The following is a 26,063-nucleotide window of genomic DNA, read 5'->3' as shown; positions in this document are numbered from 1 at the left end:
CCGGTGTGGCAGGGTGCCGCGGGGTGCCGCACGCCCAGGGGCGCCGGCGGTCCCGGAGGGTTGGAGCCCCGGGGGTCCGGCCGGCCCGGACCCCGAAGGCCCAGCCGCGGGGTGCCGCACGCCCGTGCCCCTCGCTCCTGCCGGTCAGCCCGCCTGTGCCTGTGCCTGCGTCTCCGCCGCCACGAGCAGCTCCGTGAGGTGGAGGCCGAAGCGTGCGTCGCAGGCGTGCGGCACCCCTGTGCGTACCGCTTCGGCCAGGGCGTCCACCGCGCCCCGGAACGCGGTCTCCGCGCCGGCCCAGCCGGGGACCGACGCCGTGCCCCGCTCGCCCCGGAACTCGATCTCGACGCCTGCCGCGCCGGGCGGGGCGCTGAGTCCGAGGGTCACCGTGCTGGACGCGCCGGAGGTGTGGCGCAGGATCAGGTGGGTGGTGTCGGCAGGCCCCCGGGCGGCGGTGAGGTGCTCCACGTCGCCGAGGACCGGGATCAGCACGGAGAGCGCGTGCGGGCCGACGTCCCACAGGCCGCCCTTCTCGCGCCGCCACGGGGAGTCCGCGTACGCGCTGGTCGAACCTGCCGCGTAGAGCGATCCCAGCCACTGGGCGCGAGCCGTGAACCAGCCGCCCAGCGCGGCCTGTTCGGCGATCCACGCGGAGGTCTCGGGCGCGAACCGGAGCGTGCAGAAGACGACCGAGGCCACCCCCGCCCTCTCCGCCGCCCCGGCCACCGCACGGGCCCCCTCCACCGTCGTGGCCACGGGCTTGTCCATCAGGAGGTGGCAGCCCGCCTCGGCGGCGCGGACCGCGAGCGGGGCCTGCACGTCCGGCGGCAGCGCGAAGGCCACCGCGTCGCTCGTCGCCAGGAGTGCGTCGATGCCCTCCTCCCCGGTGTACGCGCGGGTCCCGTGGGCGGCGGCGAGGGCATCCGCCGCTTCGGCCCTGCGGCCCCACACCCCGCTCAGTTCGACGCCGGGATGGGCGGCCAGCGCGGGGGCCTGGGTGTTGTGCGCCCAGGGGCCGGTGCCGAGGAGGCCGATGCGGAGAGGGTTCGTGGTGCCGGCAGGTGAGTCCATGGGGCCAGTGTGCCGGGTGCGCCGGCCGGCCGTGCGGGGGCCGGATGGGGGCCTGGCGTCCACCGCCCGAGTACGGGCCCGCCCGGGCACGGGGCGCCGGCTCTTCGCGCGGGATGTCGCCGGGCGCCCGAATGCGGTGGCGCGGAGCGACCCTGCCCCGTTACGTTTCCGGGGCCGGCCGCGGGACTCCCGGATGACCCGGCTGGAGCGGCTGGAGCGGCTGCGCACCAAGGAGCAGCAGGCCGCGGTCCAGCGGCGGGGCGCCCCGTCGGCGCGGGGGGATCTGACCGTGATGCCGCTGACCCGGCTCACCTTGTACGTGCTGTCGCTCGGCTTCGAGCAGCGTGCCGAGCGGCGCGCCGAGCTGACCGGCGCCCTGCGCGGGGCGGCCGCTCCGCTGGGTCGAGCCGCCAGGAGCTGGTCCGCCGGCTCCGGGCGGCTGAGTTCTCGGCCCTGCTCAAGGGCGGTGTCCGAGCGTTTTCCGTTACCTCCGAGCCATGGGTGACCGGCCTGGACGCGGGCCCCGTAACACAGGAAACCTCGGTAACACGGGGTTCACATCCGGGCAACGGACGGGAAATCGCGTCTTGCCAAGCTGCGGCGCATAGACCGCTGCACCGCTGCACCCGCGAAGGATGGCGTCCGTGACGTTCAAGGCTGAGTACATCTGGATAGACGGCACCGAGCCGACCGCCAAGCTTCGCTCCAAGACGAAGATCATGGACGGCGCGCCGTCGGGGGACGTGGCGGATCTGCCCATCTGGGGATTCGACGGCTCCAGCACCAGCCAGGCCGAGGGCCACGCGTCCGACCGGGTACTGAAGCCCGTCTTCACCTGTCCGGACCCGATCCGCGGCGGCGCGGACATCCTCGTCCTGTGCGAGGTCTTCAACATCGACATGACGCCGCACGAGTCCAACACCCGGGCCGCGCTGCGCCCCCTCGCCGAGCGGTTCGCGGGCCAGGCCCCGATCTTCGGCATCGAGCAGGAGTACACCTTCTTCGACGGCCACCGGCCGCTCGGCTTCCCCGAGGGCGGCTTCCCGGCCGCGCAGGGCGGCTACTACTGCGGTGTCGGCGCGGACGAGATCTTCGGCCGCGACATCGTGGAAAAGCACCTCGACAACTGCCTGGCGGCGGGGCTCGGCATCTCCGGCATCAACGCCGAGGTCATGCCCGGCCAGTGGGAGTTCCAGGTGGGCCCGCTGTCCCCGCTGGAGGTCTCCGACCAGCTGTGGGTGGCCCGTTGGCTGCTCTACCGCACCGCCGAGGACTTCAACGTCTCGGCCACCCTGGACCCGAAGCCGGTCAAGGGCGACTGGAACGGGGCGGGCGCGCACACCAACTTCTCCACCAAGGCGATGCGCGAGGGCTACGACGCGATCATCACCGCGTGCGAGTCGCTGGGCGAGGGCTCCAAGCCGATGGACCACGTGAAGAACTACGGCGCGGGCATCGACGACCGGCTCACCGGACTGCACGAGACCGCCCCGTGGAACGAGTACAACTACGGCGTCTCCGACCGCGGCGCCTCGGTCCGCATCCCGTGGCAGGTCGAGCAGGACCGGAAGGGCTACATCGAGGACCGCCGCCCGAACGCCAACGTCGACCCGTACGTCGTCACCCGGCTGATCGTCGACACCTGCTGCACCGCGCTGGAGAAGGCCGGCCAGGTCTGATCCCGACGCCGGTCACGTAAGGAGGGGTCCGCCGGTTCGCCGGCGGGCCCCTCCCCCCGTGTTGGGTGACGGGCCCCTCCCCCGTGTTCGGTGACGGCCGGGCGTGAGGAACGTTACGCAAAGGGTCCGTATCGACGGGTGAGAGGAGTCTGATGCACGGCCGCGATGTCTGCTTCAATGGAGCACATGGCCAGCTACCAGCACATCGCGTCGGGTCGCAGCGACCTCGAACCGTTCTGGCCTTCCCGTCAGCACCATGATTTCGACCGGGTGTGTTGCCGCGCGTGGAACGCGCAGGCCCACTAAAGCCGCTCACCCCGGCCTTCGGTCCGCGCGCACGACGCAAGTCCGTCCCTGACGACTCCTCGCGCGAAAGAGCTGACCCTCATGGCGAACACCCGTACTTTCTCCGCCGCGTCCGCCGCCACCGCCGCGTCCGCCGCCACCGCGGCGTCCCCGGCGCCCGCTGCGGCCCGTCCCACCGCCCGTTCCCTCCCCGCCCACCCGAACCGGCACCGGCTGCGCGCGGTCGAGCGTGACGAGGTCGCCGGGCCGGCCCACGTGGCGGACTTCCTCCCGCCCGGGGCCACCTGGCTGCCCGCCCCACAGCACACCCTGCCCGCCCTTCCCGGTCAGCCGCCGATGATCGGTTACCTGGTGCTCGTGCCGGCCGATCAGCAGCCGGCGCTCGCGGGGGCCGTCGCGGCCTCCCGGCTCCGGCCGGGCGGCTCGCCGTTCCCCCAGCAGCCCGAGCCCGACCGGGAGGCCGACGAGGGGGCGCCCGTCGGTCCGGTCCGGATCGACGCCACCCGGCGTACGGCTTCCGTCGACGGTGTCGCCCTCGACCTCACGTACCTGGAGTTCGAGCTGCTGTCGCATCTGGTGGCGCACCCGCACCGGGTCCACACCCGCGACCAGTTGGTGACGACGGTGTGGGGGTACGGGCACGTGGGCGACGGGCGCACCGTCGACGTCCATGTCGCGCGGCTGCGCCGCAAGCTCGGCGCCCAGTACCGCCGTTCGATCCAGACGGTCCGGCGGGTCGGGTACAAGTACACGCCCTGACCGGCTCGGTCCACCCGGAACGTCCGGCGGCCCCGGATCACGGTTCCTCCTCACCGTGGTCCGGGGCCGTCCGGGCGTCTCAGAGCTGCCGGCCCGCCGGGGCGGGGGTGCTCACCGGGCCGGGGGTGCTCACCGGGCCGGCCGGCTCGTCGTGTCCCTCGTGGTTCTCCTCCTCCAGGCTCGGCAGGCGCGAGAGGAGGCGGGGCGTACGCCAGTTGCGCTCGCCCAGGAGCAGCATCACGGAGGGCAGCAGCACCATCCGTACGACGGTGGCGTCCAGCAGCACCGCGACGGCGAGGCCGACGCCCATCTGCTGCATGTCCTGCATGGACAGGGTGCCGAACACCGCGAACACCGCGACCATGATGGCCGCTGCTCCGGTGACCGCCCCGGCCGTGCGCCGGATGCCGGTCTCGATCGCGGCCCGGTTGTCCAGGCCACCGCCGCGCGCCTCCCGGATCCGGGAGACGACGAACACGTGGTAGTCCATGGACAGGCCGAACAGGACGACGAGGACGAACAGCGGCATCCATGCCTCGATCGCCCCGACCCCCTCGGAGCCGATGAGCGACGCGCCCCAGCCGTGCTGGAAGACGGCGGTCATCACGCCGTAGGAGGCGGCCACCGAGAGCAGGTTGAGGGCGATGGACGTCAGGGCGATGACGTAGCTGCGGAAGCAGAACAGCATCAGCAGGAAGGTGACCGCGGTGATGAAGGCGAAGACCGGGACGATGCCGCGCCGGAGCTGATCGTTGAAGTCGACCGATCCGGCGGTCTCCCCGGTGACGTGGGCCTTCGCACCGGTGCCGTCGAACGCGGCGGGCAGGCGCTTCTCGCGCAGTTCGGTGAGGTCGCCGGTGCCGCCCGGGAGGGGGATCTCGATCTCGGCGACGTTCTTGGCCCCGTGGGCGGTGACGCCCTCGAAGCCGTCGAGGGCCTTGGTGACCTCCGGGTCGGTGATGTCGGGCGCGGTGACGACGACGAGGGCGGGGGCGGGGCCGCCGGGGAAGCTGTCGGTGATGCGGCTGTGGGCGATGGAGAGCTGCGAGTCGGAGCCGAACTGCTTCTCCAGGCCGAGGGATTCGGTCTTCATGCCGAGGGCGGGCGCGGCGAGCGCGAGGAGCAGGACGACGGCGGCGACGGCGAAGGTGCGGGGCCGGGCGAGTACGGGGCCCAGCACCCGGCCGACGATGCGGCCGCTGCCGGCCCGGCCGTGCTGGGCGCGGCGGTTGAGCAGCGGGATGCGGCCGGCGTCGATGCGGTCGCCGAGCCAGGAGAGCAGGGCGGGCAGAACGGTGACCGAGCCGAGCATGGCGATGAAGACGACGATGATCGTGGCGAGCGCGAACCCCTTGAACAGCAGGAGCCCGGAGAGGAACATGCCGCCCATCGCGACCATCACGGTGAGGCCGGAGACGAGTACCGCCCGGCCGCTGGTGGCGGCCGCGATGCGCAGGGCGGTCTCGGCGTCCCGTCCGGCGGCGCGTTCGTCGCGTTCGCGGCGCAGGTAGAAGAGGCAGTAGTCGACGCCGACGGCGAAGCCCATCAGGAACATCACCGAGTAGGTGGTCTGGAACAGGTGCAGCTGGTGGCTGGCGATGGACAGGAGGCCGAAGGCGGCCATGCACGCAGTGAGGGCGAGCCCGACCGGGAGGAGGGCGGCGACGACCGCGCCGAAGGCGACGAGGAGGATGCCGAGGGCGAGCGGTACGGCGGTGAACTCGGCCCTCTTGAAGTCCTCGGCCAGCAGGTCGCCGAGCCACTTGCCCGCACTGGCCTCGCCGAACTGGTGGATCTCGGTGTCCGGGTGGTCCTCGCCCACGGCGGCGACCGCGTCCAGGACGGGTTGGACCCGGTCGGACGCGGTGGCGGCCTCGCCCTTCATCTCGAAGGCGATGAGGGCCTCCTTGCCGTCCTCGGAGGCGACGGGCGGGGCGATGTTCCGTGCTTCGCCCGTCTGCCGTACGGCGTCGGCGAGGGCTTCGGCGGCCGGCTTCCAGTCCCCCGCCGCGGGGGCGGAGACCATGACGAGTTCGCCCGCGGGCTTGGCGAGTCCGGCGTCGAGGAGGATCTGCTCGGCACGGGCGGACTCGCCCGCGCCGTTCTCCGCGTTGGTCATCTCGACCATGCCGGTGGCCCCGCCGATGCCCGTGGCGAGCACGACGAAGAGCAGCCAGCCGAATACGGCCGTCTTGCGGTGGTGCGTGCTCCACACGCCAATGCGTGCGGCGAGATTGCGCCTCATGCGGTTTCTCCCCCGGAGGTAAGCGTCAGGTAAGTGATCGGGACGCCTCGAATCTAGGGATCGGGCGCGGTCCGCCCCAGCCGTCGGGGCCCCCGGTCACGGAGGCGTAGGGGGCGGGTGCGGGGGTGGTGCCAGGTACACCCCCTCCGGGTGGCGGACCGGCTGACGCGGCGGGGCGGCGCCGGGTGAGACTGGCACCCGGACCGGGACCTGCCCGGCTCCGGTGAGGGGGAGAGACCCGCGATGAAGGTGTTCTCTGGACGGCTGCGGCCGGCGGCGCTGGCGGCGGGGCGCGGACTGTTCCTGTCGGTGGTCGGCCTCGCGGCGTCCATCACTCTGTTCGTGCTCGCGGTGCTCTCGATCGCCTTCATCCTGCTGGGCATCGGTGTGTTCACCACCCCGGTGGTGCTGGAGGCGGTCCGCAGACACGCCAACCAGCGGCGGCTGTGGGCGGTGACCTGGTCGGACGTACGGATTCCGGTCCTGTATCGGCCCCTGCCGAAGGACCTGCGGTCGGGCGTGACGGGTCAGGTGGAGCGCACCACGCTGATGCTGAAGGACCCGGCGACCTGGCGGGACCTCCAGTGGCTGCTGGTCGACATGACGGCGGGCACGGTGGTGGCGGTCCTGGCGGCGGCCCTGATGATCTACCCCGTCGAGGGGCTGGTCCTGGCGGCGGGCCTGTGGCGGGTGTTCCGGGACGATCCGTACTGGTACGGCTTCGTGCCGGTGGACAGCCAGGCGACGGGGTTCGCGGCCCTGGCGCTGGGAATCGTGCTCTTCCACGTCGGGCTGTGGGCGAGCCGGCCGCTGCTGCGGCTGCACTTCGTGCTCGCCCGGACGCTGCTGGCGCCCACCCGGGACCAGGAGCTGGAGCAGCGCGTCCAGCGGCTCACCGAGACCCGGCACGAGGCCGTGGACACCGCCGCGTCCGAGCTGCGCCGCATCGAGCGGGACCTGCACGACGGGGCGCAGGCCCGACTGGTCGCGATGGGCATGAACCTGGGCACGATCGAGGCGCTGATCGAGAAGGACCCGGCACAGGCGAAGAAGATGCTGGCGATGGCCCGGGAGTCCTCGGCGGAGGCGCTGACCGAGCTGCGGGACCTGGTCCGGGGCATCCACCCGCCGGTTCTCGCGGAGCGGGGCCTCGGCGACGCGGTCCGGGCGCTGGCCCTGCGGCTGCCGGTCGCCTCCGAGGTGACGGTGGAGCTGCCGGGGCGGGCGGAGGCCCCGGTGGAGTCGGCGGCGTACTTCGCGGTCAGCGAGGCCCTGACGAACGCGGTGAAGCACGCGGGGGCGGAGCGGATCTACGTGGACCTGCACCACGCGGAGGGAATGCTCCGGATCTCCGTGACGGACGACGGCCGGGGCGGTGCGGCCGTCGGATCGGGCTCGGGCCTGAGCGGAATCGAACGGCGACTGGGTACATTCGACGGCGTCCTGGCCGTCAGCAGTCCCGCGGGCGGTCCCACCATGGTGACCATGGAGATTCCTTGCGAGTTGTCCTAGCCGAAGATCTCTTCCTGCTGCGCGACGGCCTGGTGCGCATGCTGGAGGCGTACGACTTCGAGATCGCCGCGGCTGTGGAGACCGGGCCCGAACTGACCAAGGCCCTGGCCGAGTTGGAGCCGGACGTCGCCGTCGTCGACGTCCGGCTCCCGCCGTCCCACACCGACGAGGGCCTCCAGTGCGCCCTGGCCGCCCGCCGGGCCCGCCCGGGGCTTCCGGTACTGGTGCTCTCGCAGCACGTGGAACAGCTGTACGCACGGGAGTTGCTGGCGGACGGCGACGGCGGCATCGGCTATCTGCTGAAGGACCGGGTCTTCGACGCGGACCAGTTCATCGACGCGGTACGGCGGGTGGCGGCGGGCGGCACGGCGATGGACCCGCGGGTCATCTCCCAGCTCCTCTCGCGTCGCTCGCAGGACAAACCGATGGGCGGCCTCACCCCGCGCGAGCGGGAGGTGATGGAGCTGGTGGCCCAGGGCCGCTCCAACGCCGCCATCGCCTCGCAGCTGGTGATCACGGAGCGGGCGGTGGCCAAGCACACCTCGAACATCTTCGGCAAGCTCGACCTGCCCCCGTCGGACGACGACAACCGCCGGGTGCTGGCGGTGCTGGCGTATCTGGACCACGGCTGACCGTCGCGCGTGGCCGGGGTGCGCGGCTGGGGTGCGCGGCTGGGGTGCGCGGCTGGGGTGCGCGGCTGGGGTGCGCGGCCGGGGCGGGGCTCCGCTTCCGGACGAACGCCTCGAAGCCGTGCGGCGGTTCACCTTGTCGGTGCTCGCCTCGGCGGGCGCGGTGGACGACGCCACGCCGCGGGACTTCCTGGCGTACGGCTACACCGAGCAGAACGCCCTCGAAGTGGTCCTGGGAATCGGGGCGTACACCCTGTCGACCCTGGCCAACCGGCTCACCGGAGCCCCGGTGGACGCCCCCCTGGCCTCCTTCGCCTGAGAGTCGGCCGCCCGCCCCGCACCCGGGACGGGCTCAGGGGTGAGCTACGGCAAGACTCACGACGTAGGCATCCTCGACCTCGCCGTCCGGGAACAGGGCGGTGAGCAGGGCCCGTTCCCGGTCGAAGAAGTCGCGGACCTCGACCGGGTCGCCGATCAGGAAGTCGGAGTGGGTGGCCAGGGTGGCGATATGGGCGTCGACCGGTACGCGGCGGCTCCACGCCACCTGCCGGATACGGAAGTCGAGCCCGTCGGGCAGTTCGGCCCGGAAGCGGGCCCGGTGGGACGGGACGGCGGGGACCTCCACCCCGAAGAAGACCCGCATCCGGTTCTCCTGCTCGACGAGCCATTCCACGGACGGGTCGCCGTCGTTCCACCAGAGCGCCAGCGCCCCGCCCGGGCGCAGTACCCGGCGGGCCTCGGGTATCGAGCGTGCCGGGTCGGTCCAGTGCCAGGCCTGGGCGTACGTGATCAGGTCCATGGAGCCGGTCCGCAGCGGCAGGTTGTTCCCGTCGCCCCGGACCAGCGGCACGTCCGGCAGGCTGCGGCGGAACTGCTCGGCCATCCCGTCGCCCGGCTCCACCGCCGTGACCCGGGCGCCGCGCTCGTACAGCCGTGCCGTGCCGAGACCGGTCCCCGCTCCGACGTCCGCGACCCGGGCTCCGGCGAGCGGCACTCCGGCCAGCTCCTCGACGGCGTCGAACAGGGTGGGCGGGTAGGAGGGGCGGTGCGCGTCGTAGTCGGCGGCGATGGCGTCGAAGGACCGGGCCTGCACAGGTTTCGTCATGCGGCCATCATCGCGCGGCGCCCTCGGGAAGGGCACGGAAACCTCTGCACGCCTCTGGTCCCCCCGTCTACCCGTCAGTACATTGACACCATGTCTAACACGCAGCCAGCGGCGGTCGCGTCGGAGCGGACGCCCCTCAAGGCCCGCAAGGTGTCCTTCGCCTGGGAGAAGACTCCCCTGCACTGGGTGCCGGGCGACCCGTTCACCACACACACCATCAACGTGCTCCACCTGCTGCTCCCGGCCGGGGAGCGCTGGTTCATCCACGTCTATCGCCAGATACTCCCGTACATACACGACGACCAACTGCGCGAGGACGTCATCGGGTTCATCGGCCAGGAGGCCGTGCACTCCCAGGCCCACGACGATGTGCTGCCGCACCTGCGGGAGTTGGGCCTCGATCCGACCCCGTACACCGCGCAGGTCGACTGGTTCTTCGAGAAGCTGCTCGGAGACCGGACGCTGCCGCCGGGGCGGGCCTCGAAGTGGTGGCTGATGGAGCGGGTGGCGACGATCGCGGCGATCGAGCACTACACCGCGTTCCTCGGCGACTGGATCCTCAACGCCGACGCCCTGGACCGCCGGGGAGCGGATCCGACGATGCTCGATCTGCTGCGCTGGCACGGGGCGGAGGAGGTCGAGCACCGGTCGGTGGCCTTCGACGTCTTCCTGCACGTGGACGGCGGCTACCGGCGGCGGGTGCGCACCTGGGCGGCGGCGTTCTCCGCGCTGGTGTTCCTCTGGCAGCGCGGCACCCGCTTCTTCATGGAGAACGACCCCACGCTGCTGGGCGGCAAGGCCTCGTTCAAGGCGTTCCACGCGAGCGGAAAGCAGGGCACGCTGCCCAGCACGGGCGCGATCCTGCGGTCCGTGCCGAGCTATCTCAGCCGGTCGTACCACCCGTCGCGGGAGTGCAGTACGGCCCAGGCCGTCGACTACCTCGCCCGCTCCCCCGCCGCGCTCGCCGCTGAGACCGCTGAGACCGCCACGACCGCCACGACCGCCACGACGGGAAGGTCCTGAACCATGGCCCTGCCCCGTCTGCGCACCGTCGTGCTCGTCTCCGGCGTCGCCCTGCTCACCCGGCGCGCCCTGAAACGCCGGATCGCCCGGTCCCCGCTGTGGCCGCTGCCCGCCCTGCCCGAGCCGATCTCGGGCCACTCCAAGCGGCGCGCGACCTCGGTGCGCCGACTGCTGATCACCCGGCGGAGCGAGGTCGCCGACGGTGTCGTCCAGCTCCGGCTGGAGGGGGCCGGTCTGCCGCGCTGGGAGCCGGGGGCCCATCTGGACCTGGTGCTGCCGTCCGGCCTGGTGCGGCAGTACTCACTGTGCGGCGACCCGGAGGACACCGGCGCGTACACGGTGGCGGCCCGGCTGATGGAGGACGGCCGGGGCGGTTCGCGGGAGGTGCACGAGCAGCTCCGGGAGGGCCTGGAGATCGAGGTGCGCGGGCCGCGCAACCGTTTCCCGCTGGCCGAGGCCAGGGCTTACGTCTTCGTCGTCGGCGGCATCGGGATCACCCCGGTGTGGCCGATGCTGCGGTCGCTGGCCGCGTCGGGGGCCGACTGGCGGCTGCTGTACGGGGGCCGGTCGCGGGGGTCGATGCCGTTCCTGGCGGAGATCGAGAGGCTCGGCGCGGACGGGGACCGGGTCACGGTCGTCGCCCAGGACGAGGCGGGCCACCCGGACGTCGCGGCGGCGCTCGGCGGTCTCGCCCCGGGCACGGCGGTCTACTGCTGCGGGCCCGAGCCGCTGATGGATGCCGTGGCCGCCGCGCTCCCGGAGGGGCTCCCGCTGCATCTGGAGCGGTTCTCGGCCGCGACGGAGGGCGCGGCGGGCCCGGGTTCCGGGGCGTTCGAGGTGGAGTTGCGGCGCAGCGGGCGCACGGTGCCGGTCGCGGCCGGGCAGTCGGTGCTGGCCGCTGTCCGCACGGCGGCGCCCCATGTCGCGTACTCCTGCGAGCAGGGGTTCTGCGGGACCTGCCAACAGCGGGTCCTGGAGGGCGAGATCGATCACCGGGACGATCTGCTGACCGACGACGAGCGGGGCGACTCGATGCTGATCTGCGTCTCGCGCTGCCGGGGCGGGCGTCTCGTCCTGGACCTCTGAACGGCTACGGCGACGTCACGTACTGACCTCCTTCGGCGCGGCGGCCTACCAGTTCATGTTCGCCGAGCACGACGATCGCAGCCGGGTCGACATCCACGAACTGACGACGAAGTGGTTGCTCGGCTCCGTCGGCGGCTGAGGGGAGAGGGAGGGGGCGTACGCACCCCGGATAGGCTGTCCGTATGACGACCGGGGTGCGGCGCAGGATGGGCGTCGACGAGCGCAGACAGCAACTGATCGGCGTCGCGCTGGACTTGTTCAGCCGCCGCTCGCCCGAGGATGTGTCGATCGACGAGATCGCCGCGGCCGCGGGCATCTCCCGTCCGCTGGTGTACCACTACTTCCCCGGGAAGCAGAGCCTGTACGAGGCGGCGCTCCGGCGGGCCGCGGACGAGCTGGCGGCGCGCTTCCTGGAGCCTCCGGAGGGGCCCCTGGGCGCGCGGCTGCTCCGGGTGATGGGGCGGTTCTTCGACTTCGTCGACGAGCACGGCCCCGGCTTCTCGGCGCTGATGCGGGGCGGGCCCGCGGTCGGTTCCTCGACCGCGAACGCCATGATCGACGGGGTGCGGCAGGCCGCGTACGAGCAGATCATCACGCACCTCGGAGTGACCGAACCACCGGCCCGGCTGGAGCTGGTGGTCCGTTCCTGGGTCTCGCTCGCCGAGTCGACGGCGCTGATCTGGCTGGACGGGCGGCGCATCCCGCGCGCCGAGCTGGAGACGCAGCTGGTGCACGACTTCGCGGCGCTCGCCGCGGTCAGCGCCGCGTACGACCAGGAGATGGCGGGCATCGTGCTGCGGGTGCTGTCCCAGGAGCCGGCGGACGGCCCGTTCGGGGAGCTGCTCGCCCGGCTCTCCGCGTTCGCCCCGGACGTGCCCGCCGTGCCCGCGCAGCGGCTGCCGCACTGATTCCCGGGACAGCCCTCAGGCCGGCAGGCCGTTGCGGTGGGAGACGCGGCGGGCGGCGGCCAGCAGGGCGTGGATCTGCGGGCCCGCCTGGTCGATCTCGGTGACCGGGCGAGGGAACGGCAGCCGCACGTCCTCGTGGGTGCTGGGGTATTCGAGCCGCAGGGTCACCCCGAAGCGGTCCATCGCCAGCGGCACGGCCCGCGTCATGCCGCGCTCCGGGCGGGGGTGGACGAGGCGCAGGAGCAGGGGGACGAGTTCGGCGTGGTCGTCCACCAGATGGGTGAGCATGCCCGCCTCGCAGGCGGCGATCGGGTCGGTCTCCACCTCTTCGAGCTCCTCCAGGGTGATGAAGGTGCGCCCCTCGGCGTCCTCCAGGACGGCCTGCCCGAACTCCATGCAGGTGCTCTGCTCGGTGTCGGTGGTGTACGGGGCTGTCAGCAGCCCGGTGACCGTGACGCGGGCGCGCAGCCGGTCGCGTACGGGGGTGGGGGCGATGTCCGTGAACTCCAGGCGGGCCGGGACGCGTTCGGCGCTCGGCGCGTGACTGCCGTCGTCCGGGGTGTGCAGGTGGATGTGGCCCATCGCGCCCGTGCCGTCGAGGCGGCGGACTTCGGTGTGCACTCCGTCGCTGACCACGGTCATGGAGTGGGCGACGGTCAGGATCGACCGGACGCGCTCGGCGCGGGTCGGCTGCGAGGCGCGGGGGCGGGAAAGACGCATCCGAGTTCTCCAGGAAGGGTCAGCGGAACCCAAGCAGCTACTTAGGTATGCCTAACCTTACCTACTTGGCCCGGGTGTGGGTAGTCCGGGGCTCCATCCGTGCACCGGCCCCGTTCACGCCCAGGTCAGAGCTGTAGCTCGGTGCGGAGGGCGGCGGCGAGACCGACCTCCGCGTTGTCCGACTGGCCGCGCTCGAAGGCGCGCTGGTAGGCCTCGTCGCCGACGGCCGCCCGCGCCTGGAGCTCGCACCTCTCGCGGACCGGCCCCAGCTCGGGCGTGCCGCGCTGGGGATGGCCGACCATGCGCCAGTACGCGTGTCCGGTGCCATAGACCCGGGCGGCCTGCGCGCCCGCGCCCTGGGCGGCGATGGCGGCGGCCAGGATGTCCAGCCCCAGCGCGATGCCGAAGCTGTCGCGGAGCCGGTGCTTGCCCGCGAGCATCGACCGGGCGTGCGTGGCGGAGGCTTCGGGGTGACCCTGGAGCAGGGCGATCAGGGCGAGTTGGTAGTCCGCGTAGGAGCGGGTCCAGTGTTCGCCGCCGCGTTCGCAGGCCCGGCGCAGTGTGGTGGCGGCTGCCTCGGACTCGGCGAGCCGGCCGAGCGCGGTGAGCGCGAAGACGGTGATGAGGTGGCAGCGCAGCCGGTGGGCCGAGTCCACGGGCACTCCCTCGGTCATCCGCAGGACCCGCCCGGCCGCTTCCAGCGCCGCCTCGGGCTCCCCGTTCATCAGCTGGGTGAGACCGGAGAGATAGGCCGCGCCGAGCATGCCCTCGTCGTCCCGGTCGAACAGCGCGCCGGCCGTGCAGAGCGCGCCGCACTTCTCGGCGGTCGCGAAGTCGCCCTGGAGCAGGGCCGCGACGCCGAGAACCCATTGCAGCCTGGTCCGGCGGGGTCCTTCGACGGGGCCCGCGTCCAGGGCGCGCCGGGCGTAGTTCCGGGCCTCGGTGAGGTGGCCGCAGCAGGCCCAGAAGAAGCCGACGCGGCCCGCCATCTCCTGGGCCCCGCCGACGTCGTGGACGAGCAGGTGTTCCAGGGCGGCGCACAGGTCGAGGTGGGTGTCGGACACCTTGTGGTACCAGGACACCTGGTTCGGGCCGGTCCAGCCGTCGTGGGCGCGGCGGGCGAGGCCGAGGAAGCTTCTCGCGTGCCGGTCGGCGGCGGCGCGGGCCTCGCCCAGTTCGGTGAGCCACATCCGGCCGTACTCGCGGAGGGTGTCGAGCATCCGGTAGCGGTCGCCGTCGCGTTGGACGACACTCTGGGCGACGAGGCCCTGGAGCGCCCGGTCCACCTCGTCCGGGGTAAGGGGGCCGCCCGCGCAGACCTCGCGGGCGACCGCCTCGTCGAAGTCGGTCCGCAGCGGGGTGAGGCGGGCCCACAGGAGGCGCTCCAGCGGGGTGCAGAGCTCGTGGGACCAGCCGATGGCCGTGCGCAGGGTGCGGTGGCGGCGGGGCCACACCGTCGCGTCGGCGAGGAGGTCGAGGCGGGCCGTGCCCGCATCCCCTTCGAACCCGACGGCCCTGTCGCACCCGTCGAACCCGGGTGCGCCGTCCACGCCGGATGCGTCGAAACCGGGAGCTCCGAATCCGGATGCCGCGAAACCCGGCGCTTCGAAACCGGGCGCGAGGGCGAGGCCGCCGCCCCGGCCGGGCGCGCCGAAGCCGGCGCCCCGGGCGTCGAAGCGGCTGCCGATCCGGGTGGCGAGCTGGGCCACGCTGTGCCGGCCGATGCCCGCGGCGGCCAGCTCGATGGCGAGCGGGATACCTTCGAGGCGGCGGCAGATCTCGGTGGCCGCCGCCTCGTCGCCGGGGGCGTCGAGGCCGGCCCCGGGGTCGGTGGCGCGCAGCCGGTCGGCGAAGAGCTGGAGGGCGTCGGGCGCGCCGTCGACCGGGAGCGGCGGCACCTCGACGACGTACTCGCCCCGGGTGCCGAGCGGCTGCCTGCTGGTGACCAGGACGGTCAGGCCGGGCGAGGTGGTCAGGATCTCGGCCAGCAGGTGCGAGCAGGCAGCACGGAGGTGTTCGGCGGAGTCGAGGACCAGCAGGAGTCGTTTGTCGCCGAGCCATTCGCAGAGCGCCTCGACGGGCATCCGCAGGGTGTGGTCGGCGAGTCCGACCGCGTCCGAGACGGTGGGGAGCAGCAGCCCGTCGTCGGGGAGCGGGGAGAGGTCGGCCCACCAGGCGCCGTCCGCGTAGCGGTCGGCGGCGGCGCGGGCGGCCCGGAGCGCGAGCCGGGTCTTGCCGACGCCGCCGGGGCCGATCAGGGTGGTCATCCGCCGGATGGTCAACGCGGTTCCCAGGCGAGCCAGTTCGGCCCGCCTCCCGACGAAGCTGCTCGTCTCGTCGGGGAGGTATCCCACCTTGGTCATCATCACCGTCCGGGCGCTGGAGCAGGGTGCGCCGGCGAGCCGACCGCCCCGGGTGGGGCTCCTGCCGCACGCACCGGGCCGGCCCCGCCTCCCCGAGGGGGAGAGCGGGACCGGCCCGGTGAACCAGGACGGCTGTCGCGGCTCCATTGCCGACGTCTGCCGTCACCGTAGTGCTGCCGGAGGTCAGCGCAGCGTGAAGACGGCCGCCGTGCGTCCCGGGACGGTGAAAGTGGCCGATTTCCCGTCGTACCTGGCTCGTTTGACCGTAAGATCCGCACCCGTGGCCTGGACGGGGTGCAGTGCGTACGTCTTCCCCGCCGGCGCGGCGAGCCGCTGGTCGGCGGTGGTCGGCGCGGCGTTGAGGACGACGACCAGCTCGCCGAGGCGCATGGTGATCACGCCCGGTGTCTCGGCCGTGCCGGAGAGCGGGAAGGACAGGGCGGACTGCACCTGGCCGGCGGTACGCAGGGAGAACTCCTTCTCGGTGGAGCGGATGGTGAGCAGGTCGCGGTAGGCGGCCGAGGCCCCGTCGATCTGCGCGCAGTTCGGCGCGATGGTGCCGGTGGCGGCCAGGAGCGGCTTCGCGTACGCCCACTTGTCCTGGTTGTCGGCGGCGGGCGGCAGGCCCCGGCCGAAGCCGTTGCCGTCGCGGCAGTCCCAGTGCAGGGCGTTGAACCAGTCGCCGCTGTCGTAGGAGTTGCGGTCCAGGGACTTGGAGCGCAGCAGGTCGGTGCCGGCCTGGGAGAGCGAGGGCCCCTGGGAGAGGACGGAGGCGGCCATGGCCACCACCTGGGCCCTGGCCCGTTCGGCTGCCGTCGTGTCGACCGGGAGCTTGAAGGCGAGGGTGTCGAAGAGGGTCTCGTTGTCGTGGGCGTCGGAGTAGGCGAGCGCGTCGCCGGGTGCGGCCGCGTATCCGGCGGGCGCCCCGTTGTAGTCGACCTCGGAGCCCTTGACCGTACGGCCGGAGGTGTCGGTGAAGGTGTAGTCGGCAAGGTTGCCGGTCAGCCCGACCTTGATCAGGTCCTGGTAGTGCAGCAGCCGGGCCTTCTGCTCGGCGCGGGTGCCGTTGGCCGGGGAGGAGTTGGGGTCGGTGTAGAGGCCGGTGGCGAAGCCCTGGACGCCGGGGTCCTCGTCGAAGGGGCCGCCGCCGCGCACGGCGTCGCGGGCCCGGTCGGAGAAGGTGGCGATGCCGGTGCCGGCCATGTTCTTCTGGGTGGCCTGGACGAAGCGGGCGTCGTCCGCGATCTCGCCGAAGTTCCAGCCCTCGCCGTACAGGATGATCTTCTTGCCGTCGACGCCGTCCTCGGCGAGCGTGAGCCCGTCCAGCGCCGCGCGGACGGCGAGGATGTTGTCCTTGGGGTGGTGGCCCATCAGGTCGAAGCGGAAGCCGTCGACCTTGTACTCCTTCGCCCAGGTGACGATCGAGTCGACGACGAGCTTGCCCATCATGGTGTTCTCGGGCGCGGTGTTGGCGCAGCAGGTGGAGGTGGCGACGGAGCCGTCCTCCAGGAGGCGCTGGTAGTAGCCGGGGACGATTCTGTCGAGGACCGACTTGTCGTCCTGCCCGGAGGCGACGGTGTGGTTGTAGACGACGTCCATGACGGTGCGCAGTCCGGCCTGGTTGAGGCCCTGCACCATCTGCCGGAACTCGACCGTGCGCCGGGTGCCGTCCGGGTCGGAGGCGTAGGAGCCCTCGGGGACGGTGTAGTGCAGCGGGTCGTAGCCCCAGTTGAAGCCGTCCTTGGCGGCGGCCTTGCTCACGCAGACCTGCTGCTCCTCGGAGTCGGGGGCGTAGACGTGGAGATCGCAGGCGGGCTTCCGCTGGTCCTTCTTCTTCTCCGGGATCGTGCCGATGTCGAAGACGGGCAGCAGGTGGACGTAAGCGGTGCCGGAGTCGGCGAGCTTCTTGAGGTGCTTCATGCCCTTCGAGCGGGTGTCGGTGAAGGCCAGGTACTCACCGGGGTGGGTCGCCGTGCGGTCCGTGACGGAGAAGTCGCGGACGTGCAGTTCCTGGATCTGGGCGTCCCGCAGCGGGGTCGCGGCGGGCTTCCTCAGACCCGACCAGCCGCGCGGGGCGAGCTTCGGGTCGGTGAGGTCGACGACGAGGCTGCGGGCGGAGTCGGCGGTCAGGGCCGTGGAGTAGGGGTCGGTGACCTTGTTGGTCACCATCTTCTGCACGGTGGGGGCCCAGACGGTCACGGCGTACCGGTAGGGCTTGCCCCGCCAGTTCTTCTTTCCGGTGACCGACCAGACGCCGGTGCGGTCGTCGCGCTTCATCGGGCGGGTGCGGCCGTCGAGTTCGAGCGAGACGGTCCGGGCGGTGGGGGCCCAGACAGAGAGCGTGGGCGTCGACTTGCGGAAGACCGGGCCGAGTTCGGCCAAGGCCGCCTTCTTGCCGTACAGGTCGTCCAGGACGCCCGCGGTCTGTACGCCGGTGGCGGCGAGCAGGGCCCCGTTGGCGGCGCGCTGGGTGGCGACGATCTGGCCACGCAGGGATGCGCGGACCCGGTCCCGGTCGCGGTCGTCCACGGTGAACGCCGGGTAGTCCTTGAGGTGCGGGTACTTCGCCTTCTGCGCGTCGCTCAGCGCGGACCGCGTGAGCCGCAGCCACCGGCCCTCGTCGGAGAGCGCCCCGTCGACGACGGAGATGCCGCCCTTCTCCGCGTACACGAGCTGCTGGCTGGTGGCGTCGGTGGCCTTCACCTTCCAGACGACGGTGTCCTTGTCGAGCCACTGCGCCTCGGCCTTCGACAGGTCGGGGGCCGCGCCGCCGCCGGTCTGCGGGAGGAGGTAGCCGGGCCTGCCGCCGAGCATCCAGACCTCGTGGCCGTAGGTGGCGAGGTCCAGGGACTGGTCGGTGGGCAGGTCCTTCTCGTCGCCCTTGTGCAGGATGTAGCTGAGGGTGGTGGCCCCGTCCACGAGCGGCACCTCGAAGGTGACCCCGTAGGCGTCCTTCTTCACGGGCGTCAGCGGCTTGGACCAGTCGGTGGGCTCCTTGGCGCCGGACCAGGTGTGCAGCCCCCAGCCGTCGTAGTTCCCATCCGGGCGGTGGTAGTTGAGGACCGCCTTGCCGGTGTCCTGCGGCGGGGCCTCGGGGGCTTCGGCCCGCTGCCCGTCCTTGCCCTGCTCGATCCAGACCTGACCGGTCACGCCGAGGTCGACAGTCCGCCGCGGACCGTCCGCCGTGCCGTTCTTCTCGACGGTGTACGGGACGGAGTCGGCACCCTTCTCCAGGTCGAGCCAGGCGAACGCCCCGTAGGCGTCCCGGCCGATGAACTCGGCGGTCTTCCCGCCGGACTTCAGCTGCCAGCCCTCGTAGTCGCCGTCGGGGCGCTGGTAGTGGACGACCGCCCGGTCGCGCTCGACGGCGACGGGCTTCGGCTTCGGCGGGGTCGCTCCCGCGGTGGTCGCGGCGAGGGCACTGGAGGTGCGGCCCGCCCGGTCGACGACGACGGCCTTGTAGCGCAGCGGCGTTCCCGCCTTCACCGTCTCGTCGAGGTATTGGGTGACCTTGTACGGGGCGTGGTCGGCCGAACCGAGCGTCTTCCACTTCCCGTCGCCCACCTGGGCGGCGAAGACGACCCGGTTGAGCTGTCCGCCGTCCACGTCGGCGGTGATCCCGACGGTGCCGGTGGCGCCGGCGGCCGGGGCCTTCAGCGCGATCGTGGGCTTGGCAGCGGGTGCGTCCACGGTCCGGTCCGCCTTCAGCACGATGCTGGAGAGGGCGGGCACGGTGACGGTGACCCGTTTGTCCTTTCCGCTGCGGACCGAGCCGGAACCGCCGTACAGCGTAAGCAAGTTCATGTCGGCCGACTCGGTGGCGAGCTGGACCTTCCGCGGGCTCGTGCCGTTGTTGGAGGCGACGAGGTATTCGTACGGCCGCTCGGTGTCGATGCGCGAGGTGGCGTACACCGAGCCTTCCGCGAACCGCTCGATCTGGGTGCCGTCGCGCAGTGCCGGGTGGGCCTTGGTGAGCTTGGACAGGGCGGCGATGGAGCGGTAGACCGGGTGCTTCGTGTCGTACGCGTCCGAGGCGTGCGTGCGGTCGGTGCCGAGCTGGTCGTCGTTGAGGTAGTCGGCGGTCTTCGACGCGAAGAGCGTCTGGCGGGAGTCCTTGTCGCCGCCGGCTCCGGTGAAGCCCTGCTCGTCGCCGTAGTAGATCACCGGGTTGCCCCGGCCGAGGAACATCAGCTCGTTGGCGAGCCGGGCCCGCTTCAGCAGTTCGGCGTCGTCGGCCTTCGGGTTGTCCTGCTTCAGGAAGGTCCCGATACGGCCCATGTCGTGGTTGCCGAGGAAGGTGACCTGCTCGTAGGCGTTGGCCTTGTCGGTGGTGTAGCGGTAGTCGTTCTCGTACACGGAGGCGAGCCGGTCGGCGGGCGCGCCCTGGGAGGCGAACTGCCGGGCGGCGTCCTGGAACGGGAAGTCCAGCGTGGAGTCCAGGCGGCCCCGGGTGACGTACGGGGAGGTCACCTCGGTGTCGGCGGAGTAGACCTCGCCGAACATGAAGAAGTCGTCCCGGCCGCGCTTCGCGGCGTACGCGTCGAGCGCGGTGGCCCACTGGGTCCAGAAGTCCAGGTCGACGTGTTTGACGGTGTCGATGCGGAAGCCGTCGATGTCGAAGTCGCGGACCCACTTCTCGTAGATCTTCGCCATGCCCTTCACGACCTCGGGACGCTCGGTCCACAGGTCGTCGAGCCCGGAGAAGTCGCCGTACTCGTTGGACTCGCCGGCCCACGTCGAGTCGCCCCGGTTGTGGTACATCGTCGGGTCGTTGAGCCAGGAGGGGACCTTCTCGCCGGTACCGGGCGTCTTCACCGGTGTGTACGGGAAGGAGTCCCGGTGCACCTTCTCGACGCCGTCGCGGTCGTCGAAGGGGCGGCCGTCCTCGTCGAGGTAGGGGAAGGCGCCCTTGGGCTGGTAGCCGTAGGCCTTCTCCGCGTAGTCGACGGTGTCGGCGGTGTGGTTGGTGATGACGTCGGAAGAAGACCTTCATGCCCTTGGCGTGGGCCTTGTCGATCAGCCGCTCCAGGTCGGCGTTGGTGCCGAAGTGCGGGTCGACCTGGGTGAAGTCGGTGATCCAGTAGCCGTGGTAGCCCGCCGAGGCGTCCTTGCCGGTGCCCTGCACGGGCCGGTTCTTGAAGATCGGCGCCATCCAGATGGCGGTGGTGCCGAGCTCCTTGATGTAGTCGAGTTTCCGGGTGAGGCCCTTGAGGTCGCCGCCCTGGTAGAACCCCTTGTCGGTGGGGTCGTAGCCGTGCTCCAGCCGCGAACCGGTCAGCCCGCCCCGGTCGTTGGAGGTGTCGCCGTTGGCGAACCGGTCGGGCAGCACGAAGTAGAACTGCTCGCGCGTGAGGTCGTGCCGGTCCGCCTCACGGGCGAGTTTCGCGTCCGACGGCGGGGCCGGCGGCCGGGGCGACGCGGCGGCGGTGGCCGCCGGGACGACGGGCAGCAGCGCCGCGCACAGGGCGGCCACCGTCCATCGTCCGAGGATGGTTCGGGACACGGAGGGTGCTCCTTGGGGCTTGATCGGTAGGTCGAGCGGGGGCCCGAGCAAGGGGTCGCTCAGCCCGAGCGATGGGTCGAGCGATGGGTCGCTCAGGGGGAAGCGGGCCGGTGGCGGTGCCACCGGCCCGCTGGGGGTTCGGGTGTCAGCCGCGCCAGGCGTCGGCGGTCAGCGTGACCTTCCCGGAGGCCGGGACGGTGGCGGTGCGGTTGACTCCGCTCTCCCAGGTGATGTTGCCGGACGCGTCCTTGCGGACGTACTTGTAGGCGAACGTGGTCCCGGCGGGCAGGTTCACGTCCAGCTTCCACACGGGGTACGCCGCCGGGTCGAGCTTCGGCGCGCTCGCCGGGTTCCAGTTGCCGAGGGCGGCCTGGTCACCGGTGACGTGGATGTTCTGGCCGGGCTGGGTGGTGGCGTTGACGCCGAAGGAGGCGCCGGAGGTGCCGTTGCCGGGGTCCGGGTCGGGGTTCGTGCCGCCTCCTCCGCAGGTACGGGCACCGGTGTGCAGGGCGACGGCGGTGCCGGCCGGGACGGTGGCGGTGAACTGGCCGGAGCCGTTGACCTGGACGCCCTTGCCGGACTGCACGTCGCAGTAGTCGCCGGCGGGCAGCGAGGTCTGGAAGGCCCGGTTCAGCGCGGAGCCCTCGTGGTTGATGGCGACATAGGCCTTGTTCCCCCGGCCGAAGGCGATCTGGTCGCCGCCGTTGTCCCACCAGTTGGTGACTCCCTGGCCGCGCGCGGTGTTGCGGAGGCCGACCATGGAGGAGATCTCGCGCCAGGCGTGCTGGCACTTCCAGCCGTCGCTGTAACAGGCGTTCACCTGGCCGCCGTTCGGCGGTCCCGCGTCGTGGTTGCTGAACTCGTAGCCGGAGTGGACGTCCGGGGAGCCGTAGGGCCAGGCCAGCATGAAGACACTGGCCAGGGTGTAGGCGGACCCGTTCTTGTAGTTGAGGGTGTCGCCGCCGCGCTCGGTGTCGTGGTTGTCGACGAAGACGGCGGACTTGCCGGACTCCATGAAGCCCCAGCCCTCGCCGAAGTTCTTCAGGTCGGCGAGGTTCTCGTTGAGGAAGACCTGCTTGAGGCTCCGCCCGTACCGGAACTCCTGGACGTCTCCGCTGCCGAGGTACTCGGAGGGCGAGACGGCCTCACCGGCCCCGAAGATCGCCTCGTGCTTCCAGTAGACGTTCGGGTTGGTCAGCCGGGACTTGATGTTGGCGAGGTCGCCGGCGGGCATGTGCTTGGCGGCGTCGATCCGGAAGCCGTCGACGCCGAGCGAGAGCAGGTCGTTGAGGTAGCCGGCGATCCTGCCGCGTACGTAGTCCTCGCCGGTGTCCAGGTCGGCGAGGCCGACCAGTTCGCAGTTCTGGACGTTGCCGCGGTCGTTGTAGTTGTTGCCGATCGGGGACCGGCAGTCGTCCATGTCGGCGCCGGAGTAGAGGCCCGGGTAGTCGTACTTGGAGTACGCGGAGCCTCCGGTGCCGGTGCCGTTGCCCGCCGACATGTGGTTGATGACCGAGTCGGCGATGACCTTGACCCCGGCCGAGTGACACGTGTTCACCATGGCGGAGAACGCGGACCGGTCGCCGAGCCGGCCGGCGATCCGGTAGCTGACGGGCTGGTAGGAGGTCCACCACTGGCCGCCCTGGATGTGCTCCTGCGGCGGCGAGACCTGGACGTAGCCGTAGCCCGCCGGACCGAGGGTGTCCGTGCAGGCCTTGGCTATGGAGGCGAACTTCCACTCGAACATCACGGCGGTGACGTCCTTGTCGCCCGGGGCGGCGGCCTGTGCGGTGCCCGCCGCGCCGAATCCGGTGGGGACGACGAGAGCGGCGGCGCCGGCCACGAGGGCGAGCGCGGCGGACAGGGATCTGCGTGCCATGACTTTCCTCCTGCGGGTGGGGGAAGCGGGGATGACGGTGCAGCCTCAGTCGGCAACGCGCCGTGCCCTCAAGGCTCCTGAAGGTTCTTGCTGCAAGAATGCAAACCTTGCCGCGGAGCAGACCGTACGAGCCCACCCGTCACCGGTCAACCCTTTGGACATCCCCCGCTCACATCCGCGAAACAGCGGAGCTTTCTTCCCGACTTCCGCGCGATTTCTCGCTGCAAGGTCTTTCGCAAGATATTGCGGGCCTGTTACGTTTCATCCCGACTCCGGTCCGGTCGGCCGGGGGATCCGGCACCGCTGCACGCCGTCGGACCCCACGCGCCCGGCCGGCCGGGCCGGTCACGGCAAGAGAGGCACCCGGAGTCGCTGCAACTCCCCGCCGGCCCGTCCTGGGCCGACTCCTGGTGCCTCTCCTGTACGTGTCCGTTCCCGTACGTGCCCGTTTTCGTACCGTGCCCGCTGCCGTACGTGCCCGTTCCCGTACCGCGCCCGCCGCCGTACGTGCCCGCTGCCGCTTCGCGGTCAGCCGTTGCGTACCGCCGCCGTCGAGCCCCGTACGACCAGCTCCGGCTGGAAGACGTACTCGGTGCGCTGCACCGGGCTGCCCCCGATCTCCTCCAGCAGCGCGCCCACGGCGGCCGCCGCCATCGCCTGCACCGGCTGGCGCACCGTGGTCAGCGGCGGGTCGGTGAACGCGATGAGCTGTGAGTCGTCGAAGCCGACGACCGAGACGTCACGGGGCACCTCCAGGCCCCTCCCGCGGGCGGCGCGGACCACGCCGAGGGCCATCAGGTCGCTGCCGCAGACGATGCCCGTGCACCCCGCGTCCAGCAGGGCGCCCGCCGCCACCTGGCCGCCCTCGACGCTGAACAGCGTGGAGCAGACGAGCAGTTCGGCCTCGGCCCTGTCCATGCCGAGCACCGAGACGGCCGCCTCCACGAACCCGTCGCGCTTGCGGCGGGAGGGGACGTAGCGCTGCGGGCCTATGGCCAGGCCGATCCGGCGGTGGCCTAGCTCGGCGAGGTGCCCCAGGGCCATCCGTACGGCGGCGTTGTCGTCGGGCGAGACGAACGGTGCGCTGATGCGCTCGTTGTAGCCGTTGATCAGGACGAACGGCACGCCGCGCTCGGTGAGCGCGGCGTACCGGCCCGGGTCGGCGGAGGTGTCCGCGTGCAGCCCGGAGAGGAAGACGATGCCGCCGACGCCGCGCTCCACGAGCTGCTCGACGAGTTCGTCCTCCGTCGCACCGCCCGGCAGCTGGGTGCAGAGCACGGGGGTGTAGCCGTGCCCGGCCAGCACCTGTTCGACGGACTGCGCGAACGCCGGGAAGATCGGGTTGGTGAGTTCGGGCGTCACCAGGCCGATCAGTCCCGCGCTGCGCTGCCGCAGCCGTACGGGCCGCTCGTAGCCCAGGATGTCGAGCGCCGCGAGCACCCGCTGACGCGTGGAGTCCGCGACGCCCTGCTTCCCGTTCAGGACCCGGCTGACCGTCGCCTCGCTGACCGCCGCCTGTCCGGCGATGTCGGAGAGGCGGGGCGCCGCCGCGGTCCTGGGCGCGGGCAGTGTCACACCGTCCACCACACCGTGGTGTCGGCGGGCAGCTCGGCCTCGGCGCCGTCCACGGTGACCGGAGAGCTGGCGAGCAGAACCCGGCCACGGGCGGCGATGCGGACGGGGGCGCCGGTGGTGTTGACGGTGCAGACGAAGCCGGGGCGGGAGAAGACGAGGACGCCTTCGGGGCCGTCCAGCCACTCGACGTCCGTGCCGGCGCCGAGGCCCGGGTGCTCCCGGCGGGCGGCGATGGCGGCGCGGTACAGCTCCAGGGTGGAGCCCTCCACGCCGGTCTGCGCCTCGACGGACAGCTCGCCCCAGCCGGCGGGCTGCGGGAGCCAGCTGCCGCCGTCGCCGAAGCCGTACGAACCTCCCTCGCGGGTCCACGGGATCGGGACGCGGCAGCCGTCGCGGAAGCCGTCCTGGCCGTCGGCGCGGAAGAACGAGGGGTCCTGGCGGGCCTCGTCGGGCAGGTCGGTGACGTCGGGCAGGCCGAGCTCCTCGCCCTGGTAGACGTAGGCGGAGCCGGGCAGGGCGAGCATCAGCAGGGAGGCGGCGCGGGCCCGGCGCAGGCCCATCTCGCGGTCGCCGGGGGTGCGGATCTGGGTGCCGAGGCCCGCCGGGTTGGCGAAGCGGGTGGCGTGCCGGGTGACGTCGTGGTTGGAGAGCACCCAGGTGGCGGGCGCGCCGACCGGGCGCATCGCGGCGAGCGAGGTGTTGATGACCTCGCGCAGTTCGGCGGCGTCCCAGGCGGTGGCCAGGTACTGGAAGTTGAACGCCTGGTGCATCTCGTCGGGGCGCACGTAGTTGGCGGTGCGCTCGACGGTCGGGGTCCAGGCCTCGGCGACGGCGATCCTCTCGCCCGGGTACTCGTCGAGGATGGTGCGCCAGCTGCGGTAGATCGCGTGCACGCCGTCCTGGTCGAAGAACGGCATGACGTCGTTGCCGAGCAGCCTGAGCTGGTCGTGGGAGCCGAGGTCGGGCAGCCCCTCGGCCTTGACGAGGCCGTGGGCGACGTCGACCCGGAAGCCGTCGACGCCCATGTCGAGCCAGAAGCGCAGGATGGAGCGGAACTCGTCGGCGACGGCCGGGTGCTCCCAGTTGAAGTCGGGCTGCTCGGGGGCGAAGAGGTGGAGGTACCAGTCGCCGGGGGTGCCGTCCGGGTTCGCCGTACGGGTCCAGGCGGGGCCGCCGAAGATGGACTCCCAGTCGTTGGGCGGGAGTTCGCCGGCGGCGCCCTTTCCGGGGCGGAAGTGGTAGCGGTCGCGCAGGGCGGAGCCGGGGCCCTCGGCCAGGGCGCGCTTGAACCACTCGTGCTGGTCGGAGGAGTGGTTGGGGACCAGGTCGACGATGATGCGCAGGCCCAGGCCGTGGGCCTCGCGGATCAGAGTGTCGGCGTCCAGCAGGTTGCCGAACATCGGGTCGATGGCACGGTAGTCGGCGACGTCGTAGCCCGCGTCGGCCTGCGGGGAGGCGTAGAAGGGGCTGAGCCAGACCGCGTCGACGCCCAGGTCCTTCAGGTGGGGCAGGCGGGCGGTGACGCCGGCGAGGTCGCCCATGCCGTCGCCGTTGCCGTCGGCGAAGCTCCGCGGATAGACCTGGTAGATCACCGCGTCCTGCCACCAGCCGGTGCGGTGGCCCGGGGCGTCGTCGGACGTGCCGGTGGAGGGGGCAGCGAGGTGCTGGGTCATGTCGTCCCTGGGGTGTCTGGGTGGGGA

Annotated in this window: 15 protein-coding genes and 3 pseudogenes; 9 read left to right on the top strand and 9 right to left on the bottom strand. The window is 72.1% G+C overall.

From position 1 onward, the window contains the following. Window positions 1-144: 144 nt before the first annotated feature. A complete protein-coding gene (locus AB0F29_RS03815) occupies window positions 145-1,071 on the bottom strand; it encodes a Gfo/Idh/MocA family oxidoreductase (protein ID WP_361867223.1) in 927 nt (308 codons plus the stop codon). Window positions 1,072-1,270: 199 nt separating this feature from the next. Here AB0F29_RS03815 and AB0F29_RS03810 point away from each other — a divergent pair. The 3 genes and pseudogenes from AB0F29_RS03810 to AB0F29_RS03800 all read left to right on the top strand — a co-directional run. Then, window positions 1,271-1,543 (top strand): annotated as a pseudogene (locus AB0F29_RS03810) (hypothetical protein); the annotation flags it as partial. Window positions 1,544-1,715: 172 nt separating this feature from the next. Then, window positions 1,716-2,750 (top strand): glutamine synthetase, encoded by a 1,035-nt coding sequence (glnII, locus tag AB0F29_RS03805; protein ID WP_361867222.1) that lies wholly within the window; start codon window positions 1,716-1,718, stop codon window positions 2,748-2,750. A gap of 387 nt (window positions 2,751-3,137) precedes the next feature. Continuing rightward, entirely contained in the window at window positions 3,138-3,815 is a 678-nt protein-coding gene (locus AB0F29_RS03800; protein WP_361867221.1) for a winged helix-turn-helix domain-containing protein, read from the top strand. A 79-nt stretch (window positions 3,816-3,894) separates the two neighbouring features. Here AB0F29_RS03800 and AB0F29_RS03795 read toward each other — a convergent pair whose 3' ends face one another. Then, on the bottom strand, window positions 3,895-6,060 hold the full coding sequence (locus AB0F29_RS03795) for an MMPL family transporter (RefSeq protein WP_361867220.1): 2,166 nt from the start codon (window positions 6,058-6,060) through the stop codon (window positions 3,895-3,897). Window positions 6,061-6,303: 243 nt separating this feature from the next. Here AB0F29_RS03795 and AB0F29_RS03790 point away from each other — a divergent pair, with 243 nt between their 5' ends. The 3 genes and pseudogenes from AB0F29_RS03790 to AB0F29_RS03780 form a co-directional block, all read left to right on the top strand. Then, on the top strand, window positions 6,304-7,572 hold the full coding sequence (locus AB0F29_RS03790; protein ID WP_361867219.1) for a sensor domain-containing protein: 1,269 nt from the start codon (window positions 6,304-6,306) through the stop codon (window positions 7,570-7,572). Continuing rightward, a complete protein-coding gene (locus AB0F29_RS03785) occupies window positions 7,557-8,204 on the top strand; it encodes a response regulator transcription factor (RefSeq protein WP_361867218.1) in 648 nt (215 codons plus the stop codon). Before AB0F29_RS03790 ends, AB0F29_RS03785 begins: the two co-directional genes overlap by 16 nt. Before the next feature lie 91 nt (window positions 8,205-8,295). Further along, window positions 8,296-8,520, top strand: a pseudogene (locus tag AB0F29_RS03780) (hypothetical protein); the annotation flags it as partial. A 33-nt stretch (window positions 8,521-8,553) separates the two neighbouring features. On the opposite strand, the gene AB0F29_RS03775 reads toward AB0F29_RS03780, so the two are convergent. Beyond that, a complete protein-coding gene (locus AB0F29_RS03775) occupies window positions 8,554-9,306 on the bottom strand; it encodes a class I SAM-dependent methyltransferase (RefSeq protein WP_361867217.1) in 753 nt (250 codons plus the stop codon). Between the two features lie 90 nt (window positions 9,307-9,396). Here AB0F29_RS03775 and AB0F29_RS03770 point away from each other — a divergent pair, with 90 nt between their 5' ends. From AB0F29_RS03770 to AB0F29_RS03760, 3 genes are all read left to right on the top strand, one after another. Then, window positions 9,397-10,329 carry a metal-dependent hydrolase gene (locus AB0F29_RS03770; RefSeq protein WP_361867215.1) on the top strand — a complete coding sequence of 311 codons (933 nt, stop codon included), beginning with the start codon at window positions 9,397-9,399 and terminating at the stop codon, window positions 10,327-10,329. A 3-nt stretch (window positions 10,330-10,332) separates the two neighbouring features. Further along, complete coding sequence (locus AB0F29_RS03765; RefSeq protein ID WP_361867214.1) at window positions 10,333-11,415, top strand: PDR/VanB family oxidoreductase; 1,083 nt, start codon at window positions 10,333-10,335, stop codon at window positions 11,413-11,415. Between the two features lie 182 nt (window positions 11,416-11,597). Further along, entirely contained in the window at window positions 11,598-12,323 is a 726-nt protein-coding gene (locus AB0F29_RS03760; protein ID WP_361867212.1) for a TetR/AcrR family transcriptional regulator, read from the top strand. Between the two features lie 15 nt (window positions 12,324-12,338). On the opposite strand, the gene AB0F29_RS03755 is transcribed toward AB0F29_RS03760, so the two are convergent. The 6 genes and pseudogenes from AB0F29_RS03755 to AB0F29_RS03730 all read right to left on the bottom strand — a co-directional run bounded on the left by AB0F29_RS03755 (window position 12,339) and on the right by AB0F29_RS03730 (window position 26,036). Next, window positions 12,339-13,043 (bottom strand): DUF2470 domain-containing protein, encoded by a 705-nt coding sequence (locus tag AB0F29_RS03755; RefSeq protein WP_361867211.1) that lies wholly within the window; start codon window positions 13,041-13,043, stop codon window positions 12,339-12,341. 125 nt (window positions 13,044-13,168) lie between these two features. Next, on the bottom strand, window positions 13,169-15,409 hold the full coding sequence (locus AB0F29_RS03750) for a regulator (RefSeq protein ID WP_361867210.1): 2,241 nt from the start codon (window positions 15,407-15,409) through the stop codon (window positions 13,169-13,171). Window positions 15,410-15,589: 180 nt separating this feature from the next. After that, window positions 15,590-20,909, bottom strand: a pseudogene (pulA, locus tag AB0F29_RS03745) (pullulanase-type alpha-1,6-glucosidase). 145 nt (window positions 20,910-21,054) lie between these two features. Further along, entirely contained in the window at window positions 21,055-22,788 is a 1,734-nt protein-coding gene (locus AB0F29_RS03740; RefSeq protein ID WP_361867209.1) for a carbohydrate-binding module family 20 domain-containing protein, read from the bottom strand. Window positions 22,789-23,316: 528 nt separating this feature from the next. Next, window positions 23,317-24,375, bottom strand: a complete 1,059-nt coding sequence (locus AB0F29_RS03735) for a LacI family DNA-binding transcriptional regulator (RefSeq protein WP_361867207.1) — start codon at window positions 24,373-24,375, stop codon at window positions 23,317-23,319. Beyond that, window positions 24,360-26,036, bottom strand: coding sequence for a glycoside hydrolase family 13 protein (locus AB0F29_RS03730; protein ID WP_361867205.1), 1,677 nt, complete (start codon window positions 26,034-26,036; stop codon window positions 24,360-24,362). Before AB0F29_RS03730 ends, AB0F29_RS03735 begins: the two co-directional genes overlap by 16 nt. Window positions 26,037-26,063 lie beyond the last annotated feature (27 nt).

The sequence above is a fragment of the Streptomyces sp. NPDC026589 genome, assembly GCF_040638385.1.
GTDB lineage: Bacteria > Actinomycetota > Actinomycetes > Streptomycetales > Streptomycetaceae > Streptomyces.
Note: the sequence above shows the minus strand (reverse complement) of the source record. Positions and strands in the feature narration are given on the sequence as shown.

Coding starts and splice junctions, on each gene's coding strand:
- AB0F29_RS03815 (WP_361867223.1), bottom strand. CDS start 1,071: ATGGACTCACCTGCCGGCACCACGAACCCTCTCCGCATCGGCCTCCTC.
- AB0F29_RS03800 (WP_361867221.1), top strand. CDS start 3,138: ATGGCGAACACCCGTACTTTCTCCGCCGCGTCCGCCGCCACCGCCGCG.
- AB0F29_RS03795 (WP_361867220.1), bottom strand. CDS start 6,060: ATGAGGCGCAATCTCGCCGCACGCATTGGCGTGTGGAGCACGCACCAC.
- AB0F29_RS03790 (WP_361867219.1), top strand. CDS start 6,304: ATGAAGGTGTTCTCTGGACGGCTGCGGCCGGCGGCGCTGGCGGCGGGG.
- AB0F29_RS03775 (WP_361867217.1), bottom strand. CDS start 9,306: ATGACGAAACCTGTGCAGGCCCGGTCCTTCGACGCCATCGCCGCCGAC.
- AB0F29_RS03770 (WP_361867215.1), top strand. CDS start 9,397: ATGTCTAACACGCAGCCAGCGGCGGTCGCGTCGGAGCGGACGCCCCTC.
- AB0F29_RS03765 (WP_361867214.1), top strand. CDS start 10,333: ATGGCCCTGCCCCGTCTGCGCACCGTCGTGCTCGTCTCCGGCGTCGCC.
- AB0F29_RS03760 (WP_361867212.1), top strand. CDS start 11,598: ATGACGACCGGGGTGCGGCGCAGGATGGGCGTCGACGAGCGCAGACAG.
- AB0F29_RS03755 (WP_361867211.1), bottom strand. CDS start 13,043: ATGCGTCTTTCCCGCCCCCGCGCCTCGCAGCCGACCCGCGCCGAGCGC.
- AB0F29_RS03750 (WP_361867210.1), bottom strand. CDS start 15,409: ATGATGACCAAGGTGGGATACCTCCCCGACGAGACGAGCAGCTTCGTC.
- AB0F29_RS03740 (WP_361867209.1), bottom strand. CDS start 22,788: ATGGCACGCAGATCCCTGTCCGCCGCGCTCGCCCTCGTGGCCGGCGCC.
- AB0F29_RS03730 (WP_361867205.1), bottom strand. CDS start 26,036: ATGACCCAGCACCTCGCTGCCCCCTCCACCGGCACGTCCGACGACGCC.